The 16,923-nt window shown below is 71.8% G+C and carries 17 protein-coding genes; 12 read left to right on the plus strand and 5 right to left on the minus strand.

Features of this window, described 5'->3' with window-relative positions; genetic code table 11:
- Window positions 1-83: 83 nt before the first annotated feature.
- From LQ940_RS05400 to LQ940_RS05425, 6 genes are all read left to right on the plus strand, one after another.
- Window positions 84-1,139 (plus strand): BMP family lipoprotein, encoded by a 1,056-nt coding sequence (locus LQ940_RS05400; RefSeq protein WP_374229511.1) that lies wholly within the window; start codon window positions 84-86, stop codon window positions 1,137-1,139.
- A 110-nt stretch (window positions 1,140-1,249) separates the two neighbouring features.
- Window positions 1,250-2,767: an ABC transporter ATP-binding protein gene (locus LQ940_RS05405; RefSeq protein WP_231242073.1), complete on the plus strand. Its 1,518-nt coding sequence runs from the start codon at window positions 1,250-1,252 to the stop codon at window positions 2,765-2,767.
- Window positions 2,764-3,984, plus strand: coding sequence for an ABC transporter permease (locus LQ940_RS05410; RefSeq protein WP_231242072.1), 1,221 nt, complete (start codon window positions 2,764-2,766; stop codon window positions 3,982-3,984). Before LQ940_RS05405 ends, LQ940_RS05410 begins: the two co-directional genes overlap by 4 nt.
- A complete protein-coding gene (locus LQ940_RS05415; RefSeq protein WP_231242071.1) occupies window positions 3,981-5,303 on the plus strand; it encodes an ABC transporter permease in 1,323 nt (440 codons plus the stop codon). Before LQ940_RS05410 ends, LQ940_RS05415 begins: the two co-directional genes overlap by 4 nt.
- A 1-nt stretch (window position 5,304) precedes the next feature.
- Window positions 5,305-5,691: a cytidine deaminase gene (locus tag LQ940_RS05420; protein ID WP_231242070.1), complete on the plus strand. Its 387-nt coding sequence runs from the start codon at window positions 5,305-5,307 to the stop codon at window positions 5,689-5,691.
- Window positions 5,692-5,728: 37 nt separating this feature from the next.
- Window positions 5,729-7,012 carry a thymidine phosphorylase gene (locus tag LQ940_RS05425; RefSeq protein WP_231242069.1) on the plus strand — a complete coding sequence of 428 codons (1,284 nt, stop codon included), beginning with the start codon at window positions 5,729-5,731 and terminating at the stop codon, window positions 7,010-7,012.
- On the opposite strand, the gene LQ940_RS05430 is transcribed toward LQ940_RS05425, so the two are convergent.
- On the minus strand, window positions 7,005-7,457 hold the full coding sequence (locus tag LQ940_RS05430) for a MaoC family dehydratase (protein ID WP_231242068.1): 453 nt from the start codon (window positions 7,455-7,457) through the stop codon (window positions 7,005-7,007). The genes LQ940_RS05425 and LQ940_RS05430 overlap by 8 nt on opposite strands.
- Before the next feature lie 52 nt (window positions 7,458-7,509).
- Here LQ940_RS05430 and LQ940_RS05435 point away from each other — a divergent pair, with 52 nt between their 5' ends.
- Together LQ940_RS05435 and LQ940_RS05440 are read left to right on the plus strand one after the other, a co-directional pair.
- Window positions 7,510-8,622, plus strand: a complete 1,113-nt coding sequence (locus LQ940_RS05435) for an adenosine deaminase (RefSeq protein WP_231242067.1) — start codon at window positions 7,510-7,512, stop codon at window positions 8,620-8,622.
- A gap of 58 nt (window positions 8,623-8,680) precedes the next feature.
- Entirely contained in the window at window positions 8,681-9,256 is a 576-nt protein-coding gene (locus LQ940_RS05440; protein WP_231242066.1) for a hypothetical protein, read from the plus strand.
- A gap of 8 nt (window positions 9,257-9,264) precedes the next feature.
- Here the strand turns inward: LQ940_RS05440 and LQ940_RS05445 are convergent, their stop codons facing one another.
- Both LQ940_RS05445 and LQ940_RS05450 read right to left on the minus strand, forming a co-directional pair.
- A complete protein-coding gene (locus LQ940_RS05445) occupies window positions 9,265-9,831 on the minus strand; it encodes a hypothetical protein (RefSeq protein ID WP_231242065.1) in 567 nt (188 codons plus the stop codon).
- The gene (locus tag LQ940_RS05450; RefSeq protein WP_231242064.1) at window positions 9,828-10,439 is read right to left on the minus strand and encodes an ATP-binding protein; all 612 of its coding nucleotides are present in this window, start codon (window positions 10,437-10,439) and stop codon (window positions 9,828-9,830) included. The genes LQ940_RS05445 and LQ940_RS05450 overlap by 4 nt, the downstream gene beginning before the upstream one ends.
- A gap of 58 nt (window positions 10,440-10,497) precedes the next feature.
- Here LQ940_RS05450 and LQ940_RS05455 point away from each other — a divergent pair, with 58 nt between their 5' ends.
- Window positions 10,498-11,397 (plus strand): ABC transporter ATP-binding protein, encoded by a 900-nt coding sequence (locus LQ940_RS05455; protein ID WP_231242063.1) that lies wholly within the window; start codon window positions 10,498-10,500, stop codon window positions 11,395-11,397.
- On the plus strand, window positions 11,394-12,470 hold the full coding sequence (locus tag LQ940_RS05460) for an ABC transporter permease (RefSeq protein ID WP_231242062.1): 1,077 nt from the start codon (window positions 11,394-11,396) through the stop codon (window positions 12,468-12,470). Before LQ940_RS05455 ends, LQ940_RS05460 begins: the two co-directional genes overlap by 4 nt.
- On the opposite strand, the gene LQ940_RS05465 is transcribed toward LQ940_RS05460, so the two are convergent.
- Entirely contained in the window at window positions 12,451-13,287 is an 837-nt protein-coding gene (locus LQ940_RS05465; protein WP_231242061.1) for a PP2C family serine/threonine-protein phosphatase, read from the minus strand. The genes LQ940_RS05460 and LQ940_RS05465 overlap by 20 nt on opposite strands.
- The gene (locus LQ940_RS05470) at window positions 13,284-13,985 is read right to left on the minus strand and encodes a vWA domain-containing protein (protein ID WP_231242060.1); all 702 of its coding nucleotides are present in this window, start codon (window positions 13,983-13,985) and stop codon (window positions 13,284-13,286) included. The genes LQ940_RS05465 and LQ940_RS05470 overlap by 4 nt, the downstream gene beginning before the upstream one ends.
- A gap of 53 nt (window positions 13,986-14,038) precedes the next feature.
- Between LQ940_RS05470 and LQ940_RS05475 the strand changes: the two genes are divergently transcribed.
- Together LQ940_RS05475 and LQ940_RS05480 are read left to right on the plus strand one after the other, a co-directional pair.
- On the plus strand, window positions 14,039-15,349 hold the full coding sequence (locus LQ940_RS05475; protein WP_231242059.1) for a protein kinase domain-containing protein: 1,311 nt from the start codon (window positions 14,039-14,041) through the stop codon (window positions 15,347-15,349).
- Window position 15,350: 1 nt separating this feature from the next.
- Entirely contained in the window at window positions 15,351-16,919 is a 1,569-nt protein-coding gene (locus tag LQ940_RS05480; protein ID WP_231242058.1) for an FHA domain-containing protein, read from the plus strand.
- Window positions 16,920-16,923: the final 4 nt, after the last annotated feature.

Raw genomic sequence — 16,923 nt, forward strand, 5'->3', positions numbered from 1 at the left:
GGCATGTCGGGGGAAATACGACGGCTAGGGTGCGTCGAGAGCCCGGGGTGGGCATCACCACGGTTTGACGTGCAGGAGGCACTGTGAAGAAGACGGTACGCATGGCGGCAGTCGTAGGACTGGCCGTCGCTAGCCTTGCGGCGTGCGGCGAGAAGTCCGACGACAACGACGGCGGCGACAAGGCGAAGTCGATCGACTTCAAGGCGTGCATGGTGTCCGACTCGGGCGGCTTCGACGACAAGTCGTTCAACCAGACCTCGCTGAAGGGTCTGACCGACGCCGAGGACGAGATCGGCGTGGAGGCCGCGACGGTGGAGTCGGCGAGCGACGCCGAGTACGCCGACAACATCCAGAGCCTGGTCGACGAGGGCTGCAAGGAGATCACGACGGTCGGCTTCCTGCTCGGTGACGCGACCCGTGCCGCGGCCGAGAAGAACGGCGACGTCGACTTCGCGATCGTGGACTTCGAGTTCACCGACGCCAAGACCTTCGAGCCCAACCCGCCCGAGAACGCCAAGGGCCTGATGTTCGACACCGGTCAGCCGTCGTACCTCGCGGGCTACCTCGCCGCGGGCACGTCCAAGACCGGCAAGGTGGGCACGTTCGGGGGCCTCAACATCCCGACCGTCACCATCTTCATGGAGGGCTTCCGCAAGGGCGTCGAGGCCTACAACGAGGCCAAGGGCACCGACGTCCAGGTCATCGGCTGGGACGGCAAGGACGGGTCCTTCACCGAGGACTTCGAGGACCAGGCCAAGGGCCAGCAGGTCGCCGAGCAGATGATCCAGCAGGGCGCGGACATCATCTTCCCGGTCGCCGGTCCCGCCGGGCTGGGTGGCCTCAAGGCCGCCAAGGACAACAGCGCCTGGGGCATCTGGGTCGACACCGACGGCTGCGAGTCGGCCGCGGAGTACTGCGACATCCTCCTCACCTCGGTGGTGAAGGCCATGGACGTCGCCGTCAAGGACGCCATCCAGGCCTCCGTGGACGACACCTTCAACAACGAGGTCTACACCGGCACGCTGGAGAACGGCGGCGTCGGCCTGGCCGACTTCGGGCCGGACGTGTCCGAGGAGCTTCAGTCCGAGGTCGAGGACCTCAAGGACAAGCTGATCTCGGGCGAGATCACGCTCGACTGATACCGCACGACCACTAGCCGGCCGGGACGGGGGACACCTCGTTCCGGCCGGTTTCGTTCATGGCATATTGAGGCACCGTTCGCTACCCCGGTGGGGCCAGGAGGAGTTCGATGAGGCTCGAGATCAAGGGGCTGACCAAGAGGTTCGGTTCGTTCACCGCCAACGACGGCATCGACCTGACCATCGAGCCCGGTGAGATCCACTGCCTGCTGGGTGAGAACGGCGCGGGCAAGTCCACGCTCATGAACATGCTCTACGGGCTCCTGGACCCGACCGAGGGCGAGATCCTGCTGGACGGCACCCCGGTCACGTTCGAGACGCCCGGCGACGCCATGGCGGCCGGGATCGGGATGGTGCACCAGCACTTCATGCTGGTCCCGGTGTTCACCGTCGCGGAGAACGTCATGCTCGGACGCGAGCAGACCCACGCGCTGGGGGTCCTCAACCGCAAGCAGGCCGCCGCCAAGGTGCGCGAGCTGTCGGACCGCTACCGGCTGGCCGTCGACCCCGAGGCCCTCGTGGAGAACATCCCGGTGGGCGTGCAGCAGCGGGTGGAGATCATCAAGGCCCTCGCCAACGACGCCAAGGTCCTGATCCTCGACGAGCCGACGGCGGTGCTCACCCCGCAGGAGATCGACGAGCTCATGGAGATCATGCGAGCGCTCAAGGAGCGCGGCACCTCGATCATCTTCATCACCCACAAGCTCCGCGAGGTCAAGGCGATCGGCGACAAGATCAGCGTGATCCGCCGCGGCAAGCTGGTCGGCACCGCCGAGCCGTCCGCGAGCGAGGCCGAGCTCGCCGAGATGATGGTGGGACGCGCGGTCAAGCTCAAGGTCGACAAGGCCCCGGCCGAGCCGGGCGCCACCGTCCTCGACGTCCAGGGCATGACCGTCATCGACAACCGCGGCGTCGCCGTCGTCAAGGACGTCTCGTTCGAGGCGCGGGCGGGCGAGGTGCTGGGCATCGCCGGGGTGCAGGGCAACGGCCAGACCGAGCTGATCAAGTCGCTGCTCGGGCTGCTCAAGCCGTCCGCGGGCGAGATCCTCCTCGAGGGGCAGAACATCAGTCGCCACGGCCCGAGGGAGAGCCTCGACGACGGCATCGGCTACATCCCCGAGGACCGCTCCCACGACGGCTACGTCGGACCGTTCAGCGTCCGCGAGAACCTCGTGCTGGACCTCTACCGCAACGACGAGTTCTCCCACGGGATGCGGCTGGACCTCGACGCCATGACCCGCAACGCGGCGCACCGGATCGAGGAGTTCGACATCCGCACCGAGACCATGGAGACGCCGGTCAGCTCGCTGTCGGGCGGCAACCAGCAGAAGGTGGTCGTGGCCCGGGAGTTCTCCCGCCCGCTCAAGGTCCTCATCGCCGCCCAGCCGACCCGCGGCGTCGACGTGGGCTCGATCGAGTTCATCCACCAGCGCATCATCCAGGAGCGCGACCACGGGACCGCGGTGATCATCGTCTCCACCGAGCTGGACGAGATCTTCGCGCTGTCCGACCGCATCGCGGTCATGTTCGACGGCCGCATCGTCGGCACCGTGTCGCCGGACATCAAGCGCGAGGACATCGGCCTGATGATGGCCGGCGCCCACGATCCAGAGGAGGTGTCGGCGTGACCGACGCGACGACGACCGGCCCGCCGCCGGAGGGCGAGGCCGCCCCGCCCCCGGCGAGCCCCGAGCAGCCCCGCCGGCCCGAGCGCGCCGGCGCAGCCTGGCTCCCGGACGTGACCACGACGCTCGCGGCGATCGGCCTGGCCCTGGTCATCGGCGCGCTGCTGATCGGCCTGAGCGACGAGGAGGCCGTCGAGGCGCTGCCCTACCTCTTCTCCTACCCGCAGGACTTCTTCAGCGCCGCGGGACGGGCGATCTGGGACTCCTACTCCGCGTTGGTGAGCGGCTCGGTCGGTGACCTGGACTCGATCGGCACCACCCTCGTGCGCAGCGCACCCCTGATCTGCGCCGGGCTCGGCGTGACCCTGGCGTTTCGCGCGGGGCTGTTCAACATCGGCGCCCAGGGCCAGCTGGTGGTGGGAGCGCTCTTCGCGGGGTACGTCGGGTTCACGTGGGACCTGCCCGCACCGATCCACATCGTGGCGGCGCTGCTCGCCGGCATGATCGGCGGCGCCCTGTGGGGTGCCACCGCCGGCATCCTCAAGGCGCGCACCGGCGCGCACGAGGTCATCACCACGATCATGCTCAACTACCTGGCGACGAAGTTCCTGCTCAACTACCTGCTCAGCAAGGACGCCTTCCAGCGTGCCGGCAGCGACAACGCGCAGTCGCCGGCGCCGCTGGACTCCGCGATCCTGCCGTCGCTCGGCACGGTGCACGCCGGCGTCGCGCTCGCGTTCCTGGCCGCGGTCGCGGTGTGGTGGCTCATCGAGCGCAGCACGTTCGGCTTCCAGCTCCGGGCCGTCGGTGCCAACGCGGACGCCGCCCGCACGGCGGGCATGAACGTGGCGCGCGTCTACACGATGGCCATGCTCCTCGCCGGGCTCCTCGCGGGCCTGGCTGCGACGATGAACATCCTCGGCAAGGGCGACTCGCTGAGCGGCGGCATGGCCGGCACGATCGGCTTCGACGCCATCACCGTCGCCCTGCTCGGACGGGCGACGCCGCTCGGCACCGTGCTGGCCGGCCTGCTGTTCGGGGCCCTGAGCGTCGGCGGCGTGGCCATGCAGGCCAGCGCCGGAACGCCGGACGAGCTGGCCTACGTGCTCCAGGCGCTGATCGTGCTGTTCGTCGCCGCACCCGCGCTCGTGCGCGGTGCGCTGCGGATGCGAGGACAAGGCGGGGCAACCACCGTCATGGCGAAGGGATGGGGCTCATGACCGTCACGCTCGAGACCCAGACCGGCGAGGTGGCCAAGGTCCGCGGGCCGGCCGACGTCCGCCGGCAGGTGAAGATGGTCGTCCTGTTCGCACTGGTCACCCTGGCGCTGGCGATCTTCTACCTCGACATCCAGGACCCCGCGGTCCGCTACCTCCTCGACAACACTCCGGGCGAGGAGCCGCAGGAAGCCAACGCCAAGGTCGTCGTCGCGGTCGCGTTCGCGGTCAGCCTCGTCGCCCTGGTGCTGGCGGCCCTCAACAAGCTGCCCCCGGGGGCGCTCACGGTCGCCGCCGCCGTCCTCGTCGGTCTGGCGTTCCTGGTGGGCTTCATCGTCTGGAACTACACCGACCAGAGCGGCCCCGGCCAGCTGACCATCACCAATCCGCTGCCGGGCACGGTGAAGTACGCCGTGCCGCTGGTCTTCGGGGCTCTCGCGGGCACACTGTGCGAGCGGGCAGGCGTCATCAACATCGCGATCGAGGGTCAGTTCCTCATGGCGGCGTTCTTCGCCGCGGTGGTGGCCAGCTTCGCCGGGCGAGCCGAGTACGGCCTCCTCGGGGGGATCGCAGCGGGTGTCGCGATGGCGGCGCTGCTCGCGGTCTTCGCCATGCGCTACCGCGTCAACCAGGTGGTGCTCGGGGTCGTGCTGATCGCGCTGGCGACGGGCCTGACCGACTTCCTGCTCAGCCAGATCCCCAGCGACCAGGACGTGCGCGACAAGCTCAACAACCCCCAGACGCTCGGCCCGCTCCCGGACGCCGGGATCCCGTTCCTGTCGTCGCTCGCCGACTCCCTCACCGGCATCCCGGTGCTCGGCCCCACGGTCTTCAACCAGACGCTGTTGGCCTACCTCATGTACGTCTCGGTCATCGTGGTCGCCTTCGTGCTCTTCCAGACCCGTTGGGGCCTGCGCGTGCGCTCGGTGGGCGAGCACCCCAAGGCCGCGGACACGGTCGGCCTCAAGGTCAACCGGCTCCGGTGGCAGGCGGTGCTCCTGGGCGGCGTCTTCGCCGGACTCGGCGGTGCCTACTTCACCGTCGGCTCCAACGGGGCCTTCGCCTCCGACATGTCGGCCGGCAACGGCTTCATCGCGCTCGCGGCCGTGATCATGGGGCGCTGGCACCCGGTCTACGCCACCTTCGCCGCGCTGTTCTTCGGGCTGATGACCACCTTGTCGTTCCAGCTGAAGTTCATCGAGAAGGTGCCCTCGGACCTGCTGGTCGCGCTGCCCTACCTCGCGACGATCATCGCCGTGGCCGGACTGGTGGGCCGGGTGCGGCCACCGGCCGCCGACGGCGAGCCGTACGTCAAGAGCTGACGTGGACTTCGACTGGGAGGCCCTGCGCGCCCACGCCGTCGAGATCGCCGGACGCGCGTATGCGCCCTACAGCGGCTACCGCGTCGGGGCCGCGGCGCTGGCCGACGACGGGCGGCTGCTCGTGGGCTGCAACGTCGAGAACGCGTCCTACGGTGTGGGGCTCTGCGCGGAGTGCGGACTGGTCTCGCAGCTCTCGGCCACCGGTGGCGGCCGGCTGACGCACTTCGTGTGCGTCAACGGCGAGAGCCAGGTGATCATGCCGTGCGGGCGGTGCCGTCAGCTGCTCTCCGAGCACGGTGGGCCGGAGCTGCTGCTCATGACTCCCGAGGGCGTGCGCCCGATGACCGAGGTGCTTCCCCAGGCGTTCGGTCCCGCCGACCTGACCTGAGCCGGCGTTCCCTAGGGTTGCTGGTCGGAGGTACGACATGAGTGAGCACGACGCGATCGAGGTGATCTCGGCCAAGCGAGACGGCCGAGAGCTGAGCGACAGCCAGATCGACTGGGTCATCGACGCCTACACCCGAGGCGGAGTCGCCGACGAGCAGATGGCGTCGCTGGCGATGGCGATCCTGCTCAACGGGATGAGCCGCCCCGAGATCGCCCGGTGGACCGCCGCGATGATCGCGTCGGGGGAGCGGATGGACTTCTCCAGCCTGTCCCGGCCGACCGCCGACAAGCACTCCACCGGCGGGGTGGGGGACAAGATCACCCTCCCGCTGGCGCCCCTCGTCGCCGCGTGCGGCGTGGCCGTGCCACAGCTGTCGGGACGCGGACTCGGCCACACGGGCGGCACCCTCGACAAGCTCGAGTCCATCCCGGGGTGGCGAGCGGCGCTGTCCAACGAGGAGCTGCTCGCCCAGCTCGAGTCCGTGGGTGCGGTCATCTGTGCGGCGGGTGACGGCCTGGCCCCCGCCGACAAGAAGCTCTACGCCCTGCGCGACGTCACCGGCACGGTGGAGGCGATCCCGCTGATCGCCTCCTCGATCATGAGCAAGAAGATCGCCGAGGGCACGGGCGCCCTGGTGCTGGACGTCAAGGTCGGCACCGGTGCCTTCATGAAGGACCTCGACAAGGCGCGTGAGCTCGCCGAGGTCATGGTCGCCCTCGGCACCGACGAAGGCGTGCGCACCGTCGCGCTGCTCACCGACATGAGCACCCCGCTGGGTCGCACCGCCGGCAACGCGATCGAGGTCGCGGAGTCGGTCGAGGTCCTGGCCGGTGGCGGCCCCGCCGACGTCGTCGAGCTGACGCTGGCCCTGGCCCGCGAGATGCTCGCCGGTGCCGGCCGCGAGGACGTCGACCCGGCGGACCGGCTCGCGGACGGCTCCGCCATGGACGCCTGGAAGGCGATGATCCGGTCCCAGGGCGGCGACCCGGAGGCGCCGTTGCCGGTGGCCCGCGAGTCCCACGTCGTGACCGCTCCGGAGTCGGGCACCCTGACCCGCCTGGACGCCATGGCCGTGGGGCTGGCCGCCTGGCGCCTGGGCGCCGGTCGCGCCCGCAAGGAGGATCCGGTCCAGGCCGGGGCCGGTGTCGTCTGGCACGCCCGCCCGGGCGACCGCGTCACGCAGGGTGAGCCGCTGTTCACCCTGCTGACCGACGAGCCCGACCGCTTCGAGCGCGCGCTGGCGTCGCTGGAGGGCGGCTACGACATCGGCGACGAGACGACGTACGCCGCCTCGCCGCTGGTGATCGACCGGATTAGCTGAGCAGCAGCACGATCGACTCGGCCACGCAGGCCGGCTTGTCGACGCCCTCGATCGTGATGACGTGCTTCATCGTGGCCTGCGTGCCGGCCGGCAGGTCGACCACCTCGCCCATCGTGACCGTCGACCGCAGGCGCTGGCCGACGAGCACGGGGTGGGGGAAGCGGACCTTGTTGAGGCCGTAGTTGAGCTTGGCGCCGGGCGTCTCCAGGCTGAACACCTGGCTGCCCAGGAACGGGATGAGCGAGAGCGTGAGGTAGCCGTGGGCGACGGTGCCGCCGAACGGACCGGCCTTCGCGCGCTCCACGTCGACGTGGATCCACTGGTGGTCCCCGGTCGCCTCCGCGAACTGGTCGACGCGCTCCTGCTCGATCCTCACCCACTCGCTGGTGCCGAGCTCCTCGCCTGCGGCGGCGGCGATCTCGTCGAGACTGGCGAACACGCGCATCCTGGGCCTCCTGGGGTCCGGGTCGTCGGAGGGGTGGTGATTGGATGACGAGATGACCACCACCCTCTCGGAACCTATCGCTCCGACCCGTGAGCAGGTCCGGCAGGCTCCCAAGGTCCTCCTGCACGACCACCTCGACGGCGGGCTGCGCCCGGCGACGATCATCGAGCTCGCGCGCGAGGTCCACCACGAGCTTCCGGCCGACGAGCCGGAGGCGCTGGGCCGCTGGTTCGCCGAGGCCGCCGACTCCGGCTCGCTGGTGCGCTACCTGGAGACCTTCGACCACACCGTCGCGGTGATGCAGACCGGACCCTCGCTCACCCGCGTCGCGCGCGAGTGCGTCGAGGACCTCGTCGCCGACGGGGTCGTCTACGCCGAGATCCGCTACGCCCCGGAGCAGCACGTCTCCCACGGGCTGACCCTGGACGAGGTGGTCGCGGCAGTCCAGGAGGGCTTCGACTCGGCCACCGAGGCGGCCGGCGGACGCATCGTCGTACGCCAGCTGCTGACCGCGATGCGTCACCAGGCCCGGTCGATGGAGATCGCCGAGCTGTCGATCGCGTGGCGTGACCGCGGCGTCGCCGGGTTCGACATCGCCGGCGCCGAGGCCGGCTACCCCCCGACCCGGCACCTGGACGCGTTCGAGTACCTGCAGCGCGAGAACTCCCACTTCACCATCCATGCCGGCGAGGCGTTCGGGCTGCCGTCGATCTGGCAGGCGATCCAGTGGTGCGGCGCGGACCGGCTGGGCCACGGCGTGCGGATCGTCGACGACATCACCGTCGCCGACGACGGCGCCGTGACGCTCGGCCGCCTGGCGGCCTACGTGCGCGACAAGCGGATCCCCCTCGAGATGTGCCCGGCCTCCAACGTGCAGACCGGCGCCGCCACCTCGATCGCCGAGCACCCGATCGGACTGCTCACCGACCTGCGCTTCCGGGTGACCGTCAACACCGACAACCGGCTCATGAGCCAGACCTCGATGACCGACGAGATGACCTCGCTGGTGGACGCGTTCGGCTACACGCTCGACGACCTGCGGTGGTTCACCCTCAACGCGATGAAGTCGGCGTTCCTGCCCTTCGACGAGCGGCTCGCGATCATCGACGAGGTCATCAAGCCGGGCTACGCGGCGCTGTCGGCGCGGTCGGGCCCGCCGGTGTAAGGGGCGGGGGCGGCAAGCGGCACGTTTTCCCCTCCGCGGCCGGGGAAGGATCGCGCCCATGCGTGCCTCGAGCCTTGCCGTCTTGCTGCTCCTCGCGCCGCCGCTCCTCGCGGCCTGCGGGGAGGACGAGGAGGCCCCCGAGCAGGTCGAGGCCAAGGCGCTGCCTGCCAACCTCTGCACCGCCGTGCCGGCCGAGGTGGTCGAGCGCTGGGCGCTCGTGGAGGACGTCCACGACACCACGGAGTCTGCCGACGAGAACAAGGCGACCTGCACCATGAGCGGCACCGCCCGGGGCGCGCCGGTGACCCTCGAGGTCTCCCTATCCTCCTTCGCCGCGGACGACGACGACGCGGTACGGAAGCGGATGGAGGAGGCGCTGGAGGAGCGGTGCTCGCGGCTCGAGTCGGCCGGTACCGGCCAGGTCACCGACGAGGACGGCCGGTGCGCGGTCGAGAGCCCGCCCGAGCCGGAGGGGGAGCGCGGCGCCGTCACGGAGTACTCGCTGGCGCGGGCCGCCAACGGCATCTCGTCGGTGACGATGGTGCACCACGGGCCGCTGTTCGGCTCGGTGGGCGCCGAGGTCGTGGGCATCGGCGGCACGATCTCGCAGACCGACCCCGCCGACCTCGGCTGAGGGACGCCTCAGCCGCCCGACGGGGTGACGACGAGCCACAGCCGGTCCCACCCAGCCAGGGCGAGCCGGTGTCCGGCCGCCGCGTCACGGGTCACCTCGACGACGCGGCCCGTCGAGGGCTCGTAGACGCGCAGGTGCGGCACGGCCGGCGCAGCAGGCAGCGCGAGGACCACGTGTCGCGGGCACCAGCGGCTGCCGACGTACAGCGCCGCCGCCCGCCCGGACCGGACCGCCGTACGGGCCCGGTCGAAGGCGGCGGCAGGGCGGAGCAGCGCGAGCCGGCTGGCGTAGCGCGTCGCCGGAGAGCCGGGAGACGCGAGCCTCGAGAGCTCGCGCGCCACGGCCCACGGGGGCGTACCCAGCGCGCGCGGCCATGGCAGCTGAAGGCCGGGACCGGAGACCCTGGTGACACGGCGGTGCGTGGCCAGGGCGTCGCGGGCGAAGCCGCCGGGGGTCATCGCCGCGGCGTAGTCCGCGTCGACCAGCATCCGGGCGGCCACCAGTGCGCTGGCACCGCACGAGCGCGCGTCGGGCTGGCGAAGCCCACCGCCGAGCAGGGCGGCGGGATCGCTCATCGCCGTGCGACTCCCGCGCGCAGGTCGCGCAGCGCGGTCCAGGCCTGGTCGGGGGAGACCGGGGTGCAGCCCAGGTCGACCGCGCGCTGAACCACGCGGCGCTGGCCCCGCAGCAGGGCCAGACCGCGGCGGGCCAGTACGAGCGGCGGCTTGCGGTGCTCGCGCAGGTCGCGGGTCAACCGGCGCCAGAAGGTCACGGCCGGATGTTGGCGCACGCAGTACGCCGCGGCCAGGTGTCCCTGCTCGCGGCAGCGGGGCACGATCTCCTGGGCGAAGATCCCCTCGGCGACGAAGAGCGGCTCGGGTCCGAGCTCCAGCGTCTGCCACCCGTACCGGCCGTCCTGGGCGATCTCGTAGACCGGCACCTCGGCGCGGCCGGTCTCGCAGAGCGCCTCGATCGCGGCCAGCGCCTCGTCGGACAGCCAGGAGTCGGGGTGGTCCCAGTCGACCAGGCCGGCGTTCGCACCGGTGGCGATCCGGGGCAGGGTGGGGTCGCCAGCGCTCTTGTAGAAGTCGTCGAGGCGCAGGACCGGGAGCCCGAGACGCTCGGCGAGGCGGGACTTGCCGGCCCCCGAAGGGCCGGCGAGGACGACCACCTGCGCGCGCACGCGCCCAGTCTGCCGCACCCCGCACCGGCGGGGGCAGCGGCCTCGATACGCTGCGCCCGTGGCCGCCATCGAGATCGACGACCTCGTGAAGACCTACGGCACGCTCACCGCGGTCGACAGGGTCAGTCTCCAGGTCGCGGAAGGGGAGTTCTTCGGAATCCTGGGTCCCAACGGCGCCGGCAAGACCACACTCCTGGAGATGGTCGAGGGGCTGCGCCGCCCCGATCGCGGGAGCGCCCGCGTGCTCGGAGTCCCGGTCTGGCCGCGCAACCCGGCGCTCCTGCCCCGGATCGGGGTCCAGCTCCAGGCGTCGTCGTTCTTCGAGCGGCTGACGGCGCGCGAGCAGATCCACACCTTCGCCGCGCTGTACGGCGTACCGACCGCCGCGGCCGACGACTGGCTCGAGCGGGTCGGCCTCGTCGACAAGGCCGGCACCCGCGTCGAGGACCTCTCGGGCGGACAGGCCCAGCGGCTCTCGATCGCGTGCGCCCTGGTGCACGACCCCGAGGTGGTCTTCCTCGACGAGCCGACGGCCGCTCTCGACCCGCAGGCGCGACGCAACCTCTGGGACCTGCTGTCGGGCCTCAACGACTCGGGCCGCACCGTCGTCCTGACCACGCACTACATGGACGAGGCCGAGGCACTGTGTGATCGCGTGGCGATCATGGACGCGGGCCGGGTGCTCCGCGTCGACTCGCCCGCCGCGCTCGTACGCGCCCTGGACGCGCCCGCCCGGATCACGGTGGCGCCCGGCGCGCTCGCGCTCGACGAGGCGCAGATGATCATGGGCGTCGACCGGGCGCGGGAGTCCGCCGACGGCGTCGTGCTCACCACGCGGGAGCCGGGACGGGTCCTCGCGCACCTCGCCGAGCGCGACCGGCTCGACGGCGTCCGGGTGCAGACCGGCACCCTGGAGGACGTCTTCCTTGACCTGACCGGACGGGCGTACCGCGCATGAGCAACGGCTTCCTGGCGCTCTCGCGCGCCATCCTCCTGGGGTTCCTGCGCGATCGGAGCTCGGTCTTCTTCGCCCTCGTGTTCCCGCTGATGTTCCTGGTGCTCTTCGGGGGCATCTTCAGCGACCAGGACCAGTCCCGCGTCGAGCTCATCCAGGTCGGCGACGTGGCGCTGGTCGACGACCTGCCAGGCGACGTGCGCGCGGCCTTCGACGACACCTTCGAGATCCGGACCTCCGACGACCTGGACGAGGCGCTCGACGAGGTCCGCAAGGGCGATGCCGACGTGGCCATCGAGCAGCGCGGCGACACGATGGTCGCGCACTACACGCAGACCGAGCAGGTCAAGGCGGCGATCACCCAGGGCACCCTGCGCGCGTTCATCGACGCGACCAACGTCGCCCAGCTCGCCGCGGAGAGCGGTACGCCGCCGCCGTACTCGTTCGTGGCCGAGCGGGTCGAGGACGACTCGCTGTCCACCATCCAGTTCATGACGCCCGGCCTGCTGGGCTGGGCCGTCGCGATGAGCGCGAGCTTCGGCGCCGCGGCCACGCTGCAGGGCTGGCGGCAGAGCAAGCTGCTGCGGCGCCTGCAGCTCTCCCCGCTCTCCACCCGCACGATCGTCGCGGCGCGCGTCGCGGTCACCGTGGCTATCGCCTTGGTGCAGATGGCGATCTTCGTCGGCCTCGGTGCGGCGGCGTTCGGGCTCTCGCTGACCGGGTCCTGGTGGATGGCGATCCCGCTGATCGTCGTCGGCACGCTGTGCTTCATGGCGATCGGCCTGCTGTCCGGCGCCGTCGCCAAGACGGCCGAGGGGGCCGTCAACATGGCGAACTTCCTGGTGCTCCCGATGGCCTTCCTCAGCGGCTCGTTCTTCCCCCTCGACGGGGCGCCGTCGTGGCTGCGGGTCGTCAGCGACCTGCTCCCGCTCAAGCACCTCAACGAGGGGATGCTGGACGTCATGGTCCGCGGCGAGGGGCCCTCCTCCGCGCTGCTCCCCATGGCGATCCTCGCCGGCTTCGCGGTCGTCGTCACCCTCGCCGCGGCCAAGCTGTTCAGGTGGGAGACGACCTGACGTCGTCGTCGCTGGCGAGGTCCTCGCGCACCAGCAGCGCCAGCGTGGTGTCGTCGCCGCCGACGCGGGCCGGCTCCTCGAGCCAGCCGGGCAGCCGGTCCTCGACCCAGGCCAGGCCGCGGTCGCGGACGTAGGCCACCAGCTCGGCCCCGGTCTGTCGCCACCAGCCGTCCGTGTCGACGCGGGCGGCGCTGAAGCCGTCGGTGCAGAGATAGCCCAGCGCGATGTCCTCGCCCTGGGCGTCGAGGACCGCGAGGCGCAGGGCGTCGAGGGGGTCCGGCTGGCACAGGGAGGTGGTGCGGGTGCCGTCGAGGGCCGGGTCCTCGGGGAGGGGCCGCGCGGCCACCCCGTCGGTGGTGACGACGACCGCATCGCCGTCGCCGATCTGCAGGATGCCGAGCACGTCCCCGGTGGCCACCATCGCCAGCAGCGTCGTCCCGTAGGGCTGGGTGAGTCGCGCGCGGTCGACGAGCCCGACACTCTCGGCGTCGACCGGGTGCGCCGCGAGGTGGTCCAGCACCGCGGCGGTCCAGCGCTCCACGAGAGCGGTGCCGACCTCGGCGAGCACCCCCTCCGCGGCGGGTACGGCGGTCAAGCGCGGCAGCGCGTCGGCCAGCAGGTCGACGACGATCCGGACCGCAAGCCGGGAGCCGACATCGGAGCGGAAGTGCAGGTGGTGACCGTGCCCGTCGGCGACGGCCATGATGCTCGTGCCGTCCTCGACGCGGACCAGGTGGGCGTCCTGCAGCGGCAGGTCGTCACGGACATGGACCGACCCGATGGTGCTGCCGGACAACGCCGTCCAGCGTGCGCTCATCCGAGCGTGCTCCAGATCGGGTCGCCCCCGGTCTCGGTGGGCGGGCTGACGGTCACGCCGGAGGCGCCGAGCACCGGACGCGACGCCCCGCGACTGGCCGCCTTGGACGCCCACACGACGTACTCGACGAGCTGCTGGGGGTTGTCGGCCCGCAGCAGTGGGACGTCCTCGTCACCGATGAAGCGGCGCAGCACGTGCATGTCGGCGTCGCGGCCGACCCCGAGGGCGAGCCGGACCGCGGCCGCGCCCCACCGCTCGTCGAGGACCTGCTGCAGCCCGTCGGCGAAGGTGACCCCCGTGCTGTCGGTGGGCCGCCCGTCGGAGACCAGGATCAGTGCGGGCGGGTAGGCGCTGGTGCCGTCGTCGAGGTCGTGCAGGCTGCGCGCGAGCAGGGAGAGGGCGCTGCCGAGCTCGGTGAACCCCTTGGGCGTGGCCGCGATCCGCTCCCACTCGAAGTGCTCGATCGGCGTCGGCTCCTCGACCACCCAGGTGGTCTCAGTGGCGAACGCCAGGACCCGCACCAGCAGCTGGGCGTGCGGGTTGGCCCGGGCCTCGTCTCGCAGGTGCGGGACGACCTCGGCCATCGCGTTGTTGAGGGCCTGGATGCGGCCGCCGCGGAGCATGGAGCCCGACACGTCGAGGACGAAGACGAGGTGCAGCGGCGTGCGCTGCAGGGCTCCGCCCAAGCGATCACTCATCGTCCACCCCGCCTTGCCGTCCTGGCCGTGGAGACGATATACCCTGGGCCGCCATGAGCCTCCCAGACGGGGCCGAGGTCGACCTCGGCCCGCTCGGCCGCGCGCGGGTCGTCCGTCTGCTCGGCCAGGGGGGCCAGGGTTTCGTCCACGAGGTCGTGCTCGGCAGCGGCGAGGCGCTGGCGCTGAAGTGGTACCGGCCCCAGTCCGCCTCCGCGGGGCAGTTCCACGAGATGCAGCGGCTGGTCGAGCTCGGCTCGCCGCACCCGCGCTTCCTGTGGCCGATCGCCATGGCCCGCGTCGAGGGGCAGCCGTCGTTCGGGTACGTCATGCGGCTGCGCGACCCGCGCTACCTCGAGCTCAGCTACCTGCTGGCCGACACCGACCGCGAGGGCCGGCCGCTCTCGGTCAGCTTCGACGCCACGATCGGCATCTGCCGCCAGCTCGCGTCCAGCTTCCTGCGCCTGCACGCGCGCGGCATGTGCTACCGCGACATCTCCTTCGGCAACGTGTTCTTCGATCCCCGCACCGGTGACGTGCTCATCTGCGACAACGACAACGTCGGCGTCGACGACGGCACCAGCCGGGTCCTCGGCACGCCGCTCTTCATGGCGCCGGAGGTCGTGCGCGACCTGAGCCTCCAGACCCTGCCGGGCACCGACACCGACCGGCACTCCCTGGCGGTGCTGCTCTTCTACACGCTCTTCCTGGGCCACCCCTTCGAGGGGGCCCGCACCGGCGGCGGCCTGCGCGACGAGGGCTGGATGCTCGAGCACTTCGGCACCGAGCCGGTCTTCTGCCTGCACCCCGACCGCGAGGACAACCGTCCCTCGTCGGTGGTCCAGCAGTACTGGGACCTCTACCCGCGCTTCCTCCAGGACCTCTTCGTGCAGGCGTTCGTCGCCGGCGCCGAGCGTCCGGGCCGGCGCGTCACCGAGGGCCAGTGGATCAAGGCCGTCGACCGGCTCCGCGACGGGATGGTCCGCTGCCGCGGCTGCGCGACCACCTGCTTCTGGGACGTCGCCGAGCCACAGCGCGTCTGCCGCGCGTGCGGGCGCCCGCTGCAGCCGGCGTACCTGCTGCAGGTCGGGCGCCGCACCGTGGCGGTGAACCCGCTGGCCACCCTGCGCACCGACCACCTCGCCTCGGGGGTCGACGAGTCGTCGGTCGTCGGTCGGGTCCGCGCCCATCCGCAGGCCGAGGGGCGCTGGGGGCTGCACAACGTCTCCGCCCGGCCGTGGGAGGCGACGTACGCCGAGGGCCAGCGGGTGAGGCTGGAGCCCGACCGCACCATGGAGATCGTCGACGGGGTGCGCGTGGGCGTCGACGGCGCCGTGGTGACCGCCGTGCGGACCGGGGCGGTCTGAGGTGCAGCGACTGCGGGTGGAGGTCGAGGGGCGCACCCTCGAGGTGGACGACGAGCGGGTGCTGCGCATCGGGCGCGCCGCCGGCTCCGACGTCCAGCTGAGCGGCACCGGGGTCTCCCGCGCCCACGCCGAGCTGCGACCCGACGGTGCGGGCTGGGTGCTGGTGGACGTCGGGAGCGCCCACGGCACCTTCGTCGACGGCGACCGGGTCAGCGAGCTGCGACTGACCCGATCGGTCACCGTGCGCTGCGGGTTCGGCGGCGACGATGCCACGTTCACCGTCACGCCTGTGGACGAGCTCGACGAGCTCGACGAGCGGCCGGGCTTCGAGCATACGGTCGTGCTCGCCGCCCAGCGCCCGGACGGGGGACCGGACGGCGGGCCGGACGGCGGGCGAAGCGGCCCGGACCTCATGGTCGTCGCGGAGGGTCGCGAGCACCGGTTCGCCCACCCTGCGGAGGTGAGCATCGGCCGTCGACCCGACTGCACGGTCGTCCTCACCGACCGGGCGGCCTCCCGGCTGCACGGACGACTGGCCGCCGTCCCTGGCGGGTGGACCTACACCAACGACTCCCGCGAGGGCACCTACCGCGACGGCCGCCGCGTGGAGCGCGTCGACGTCAGAGACCGGGTCGCGCTGCGCCTGGGGCATCCGGTCGCCGGCCCGGAGGTGGTCGTGGTGCCGCTCCTGTCCGCCCAGGAGGAGGAGCGCCGGATCAACCGCGGCCGCTGGGCGCGTCGGCTCCGGGTGGGCGCCGCCGCGCTGGTGGTCGCCATGCTCGTGGCGGGCGGCGGCGGCGCCGCGGTCCTCCTGGCCGACGAGGAGGACCGGCCCGGGGGCGGCGGCGGTACGGCGGTTGCCGCCGAGGTCCTGACCGCCGACGAGCTCGCCCGGGCGAAGGTGGCCACGGTGCTGATCACGGCCGACTCGGTGGACGTCGACGGCGACCCCGTCACCTGGTCGGGATCCGGGTCCATCATCGGCTCCGACGGGTTGATCCTGACCAACGCGCACGTCGCGGATCCGGAGGCCGAGGGTCTCGAGCAGCAGTACGGACCCATCCAGGACACCAACCCCGACTACCTGAAGGTCGCCCTGATCGAGGACGCCGACGACTCGCCCGCGGCGCCGGCGTACCGCGCCCGGGTGGTGGTGAGCGACGGCCTGCTCGACGCGTCGGTGATCCGCATCTACGCCACCATCGACGGGCGTGAGCTCGACGGCCGGCTGCACCTGCCGACGATCCCGGTCGGCGACTCCGACGAGCTGCGCACCGGCGACGACGTGACGGTGCTCGGCTTCCCGGGGATCTCCGGCTCGTCCGGGGTGTCGGTGACCCGCGGCGTGATCTCGACCTTCCTCGACGACCCGGTGCTGGGCAAGCGCTCGGAGATCGACACCGACGCCCGGATCGCGCCGGGCAACTCCGGTGGCGCGGCCATCGACAACGACGCCGCCATCATGGGCATCCCGTCCGCGACGTTCGCTCAGGAGGGCTCGAACGTCGTCTCGGGACGAGTCCGCTCGATCAACGCGGTCAAGCCGCTCATCGCGCGCGCCCGCGGCTGACCTG

It is taken from the genome of Nocardioides sp. cx-173 (genome assembly GCF_021117365.1).
Lineage (GTDB): Bacteria > Actinomycetota > Actinomycetes > Propionibacteriales > Nocardioidaceae > Nocardioides.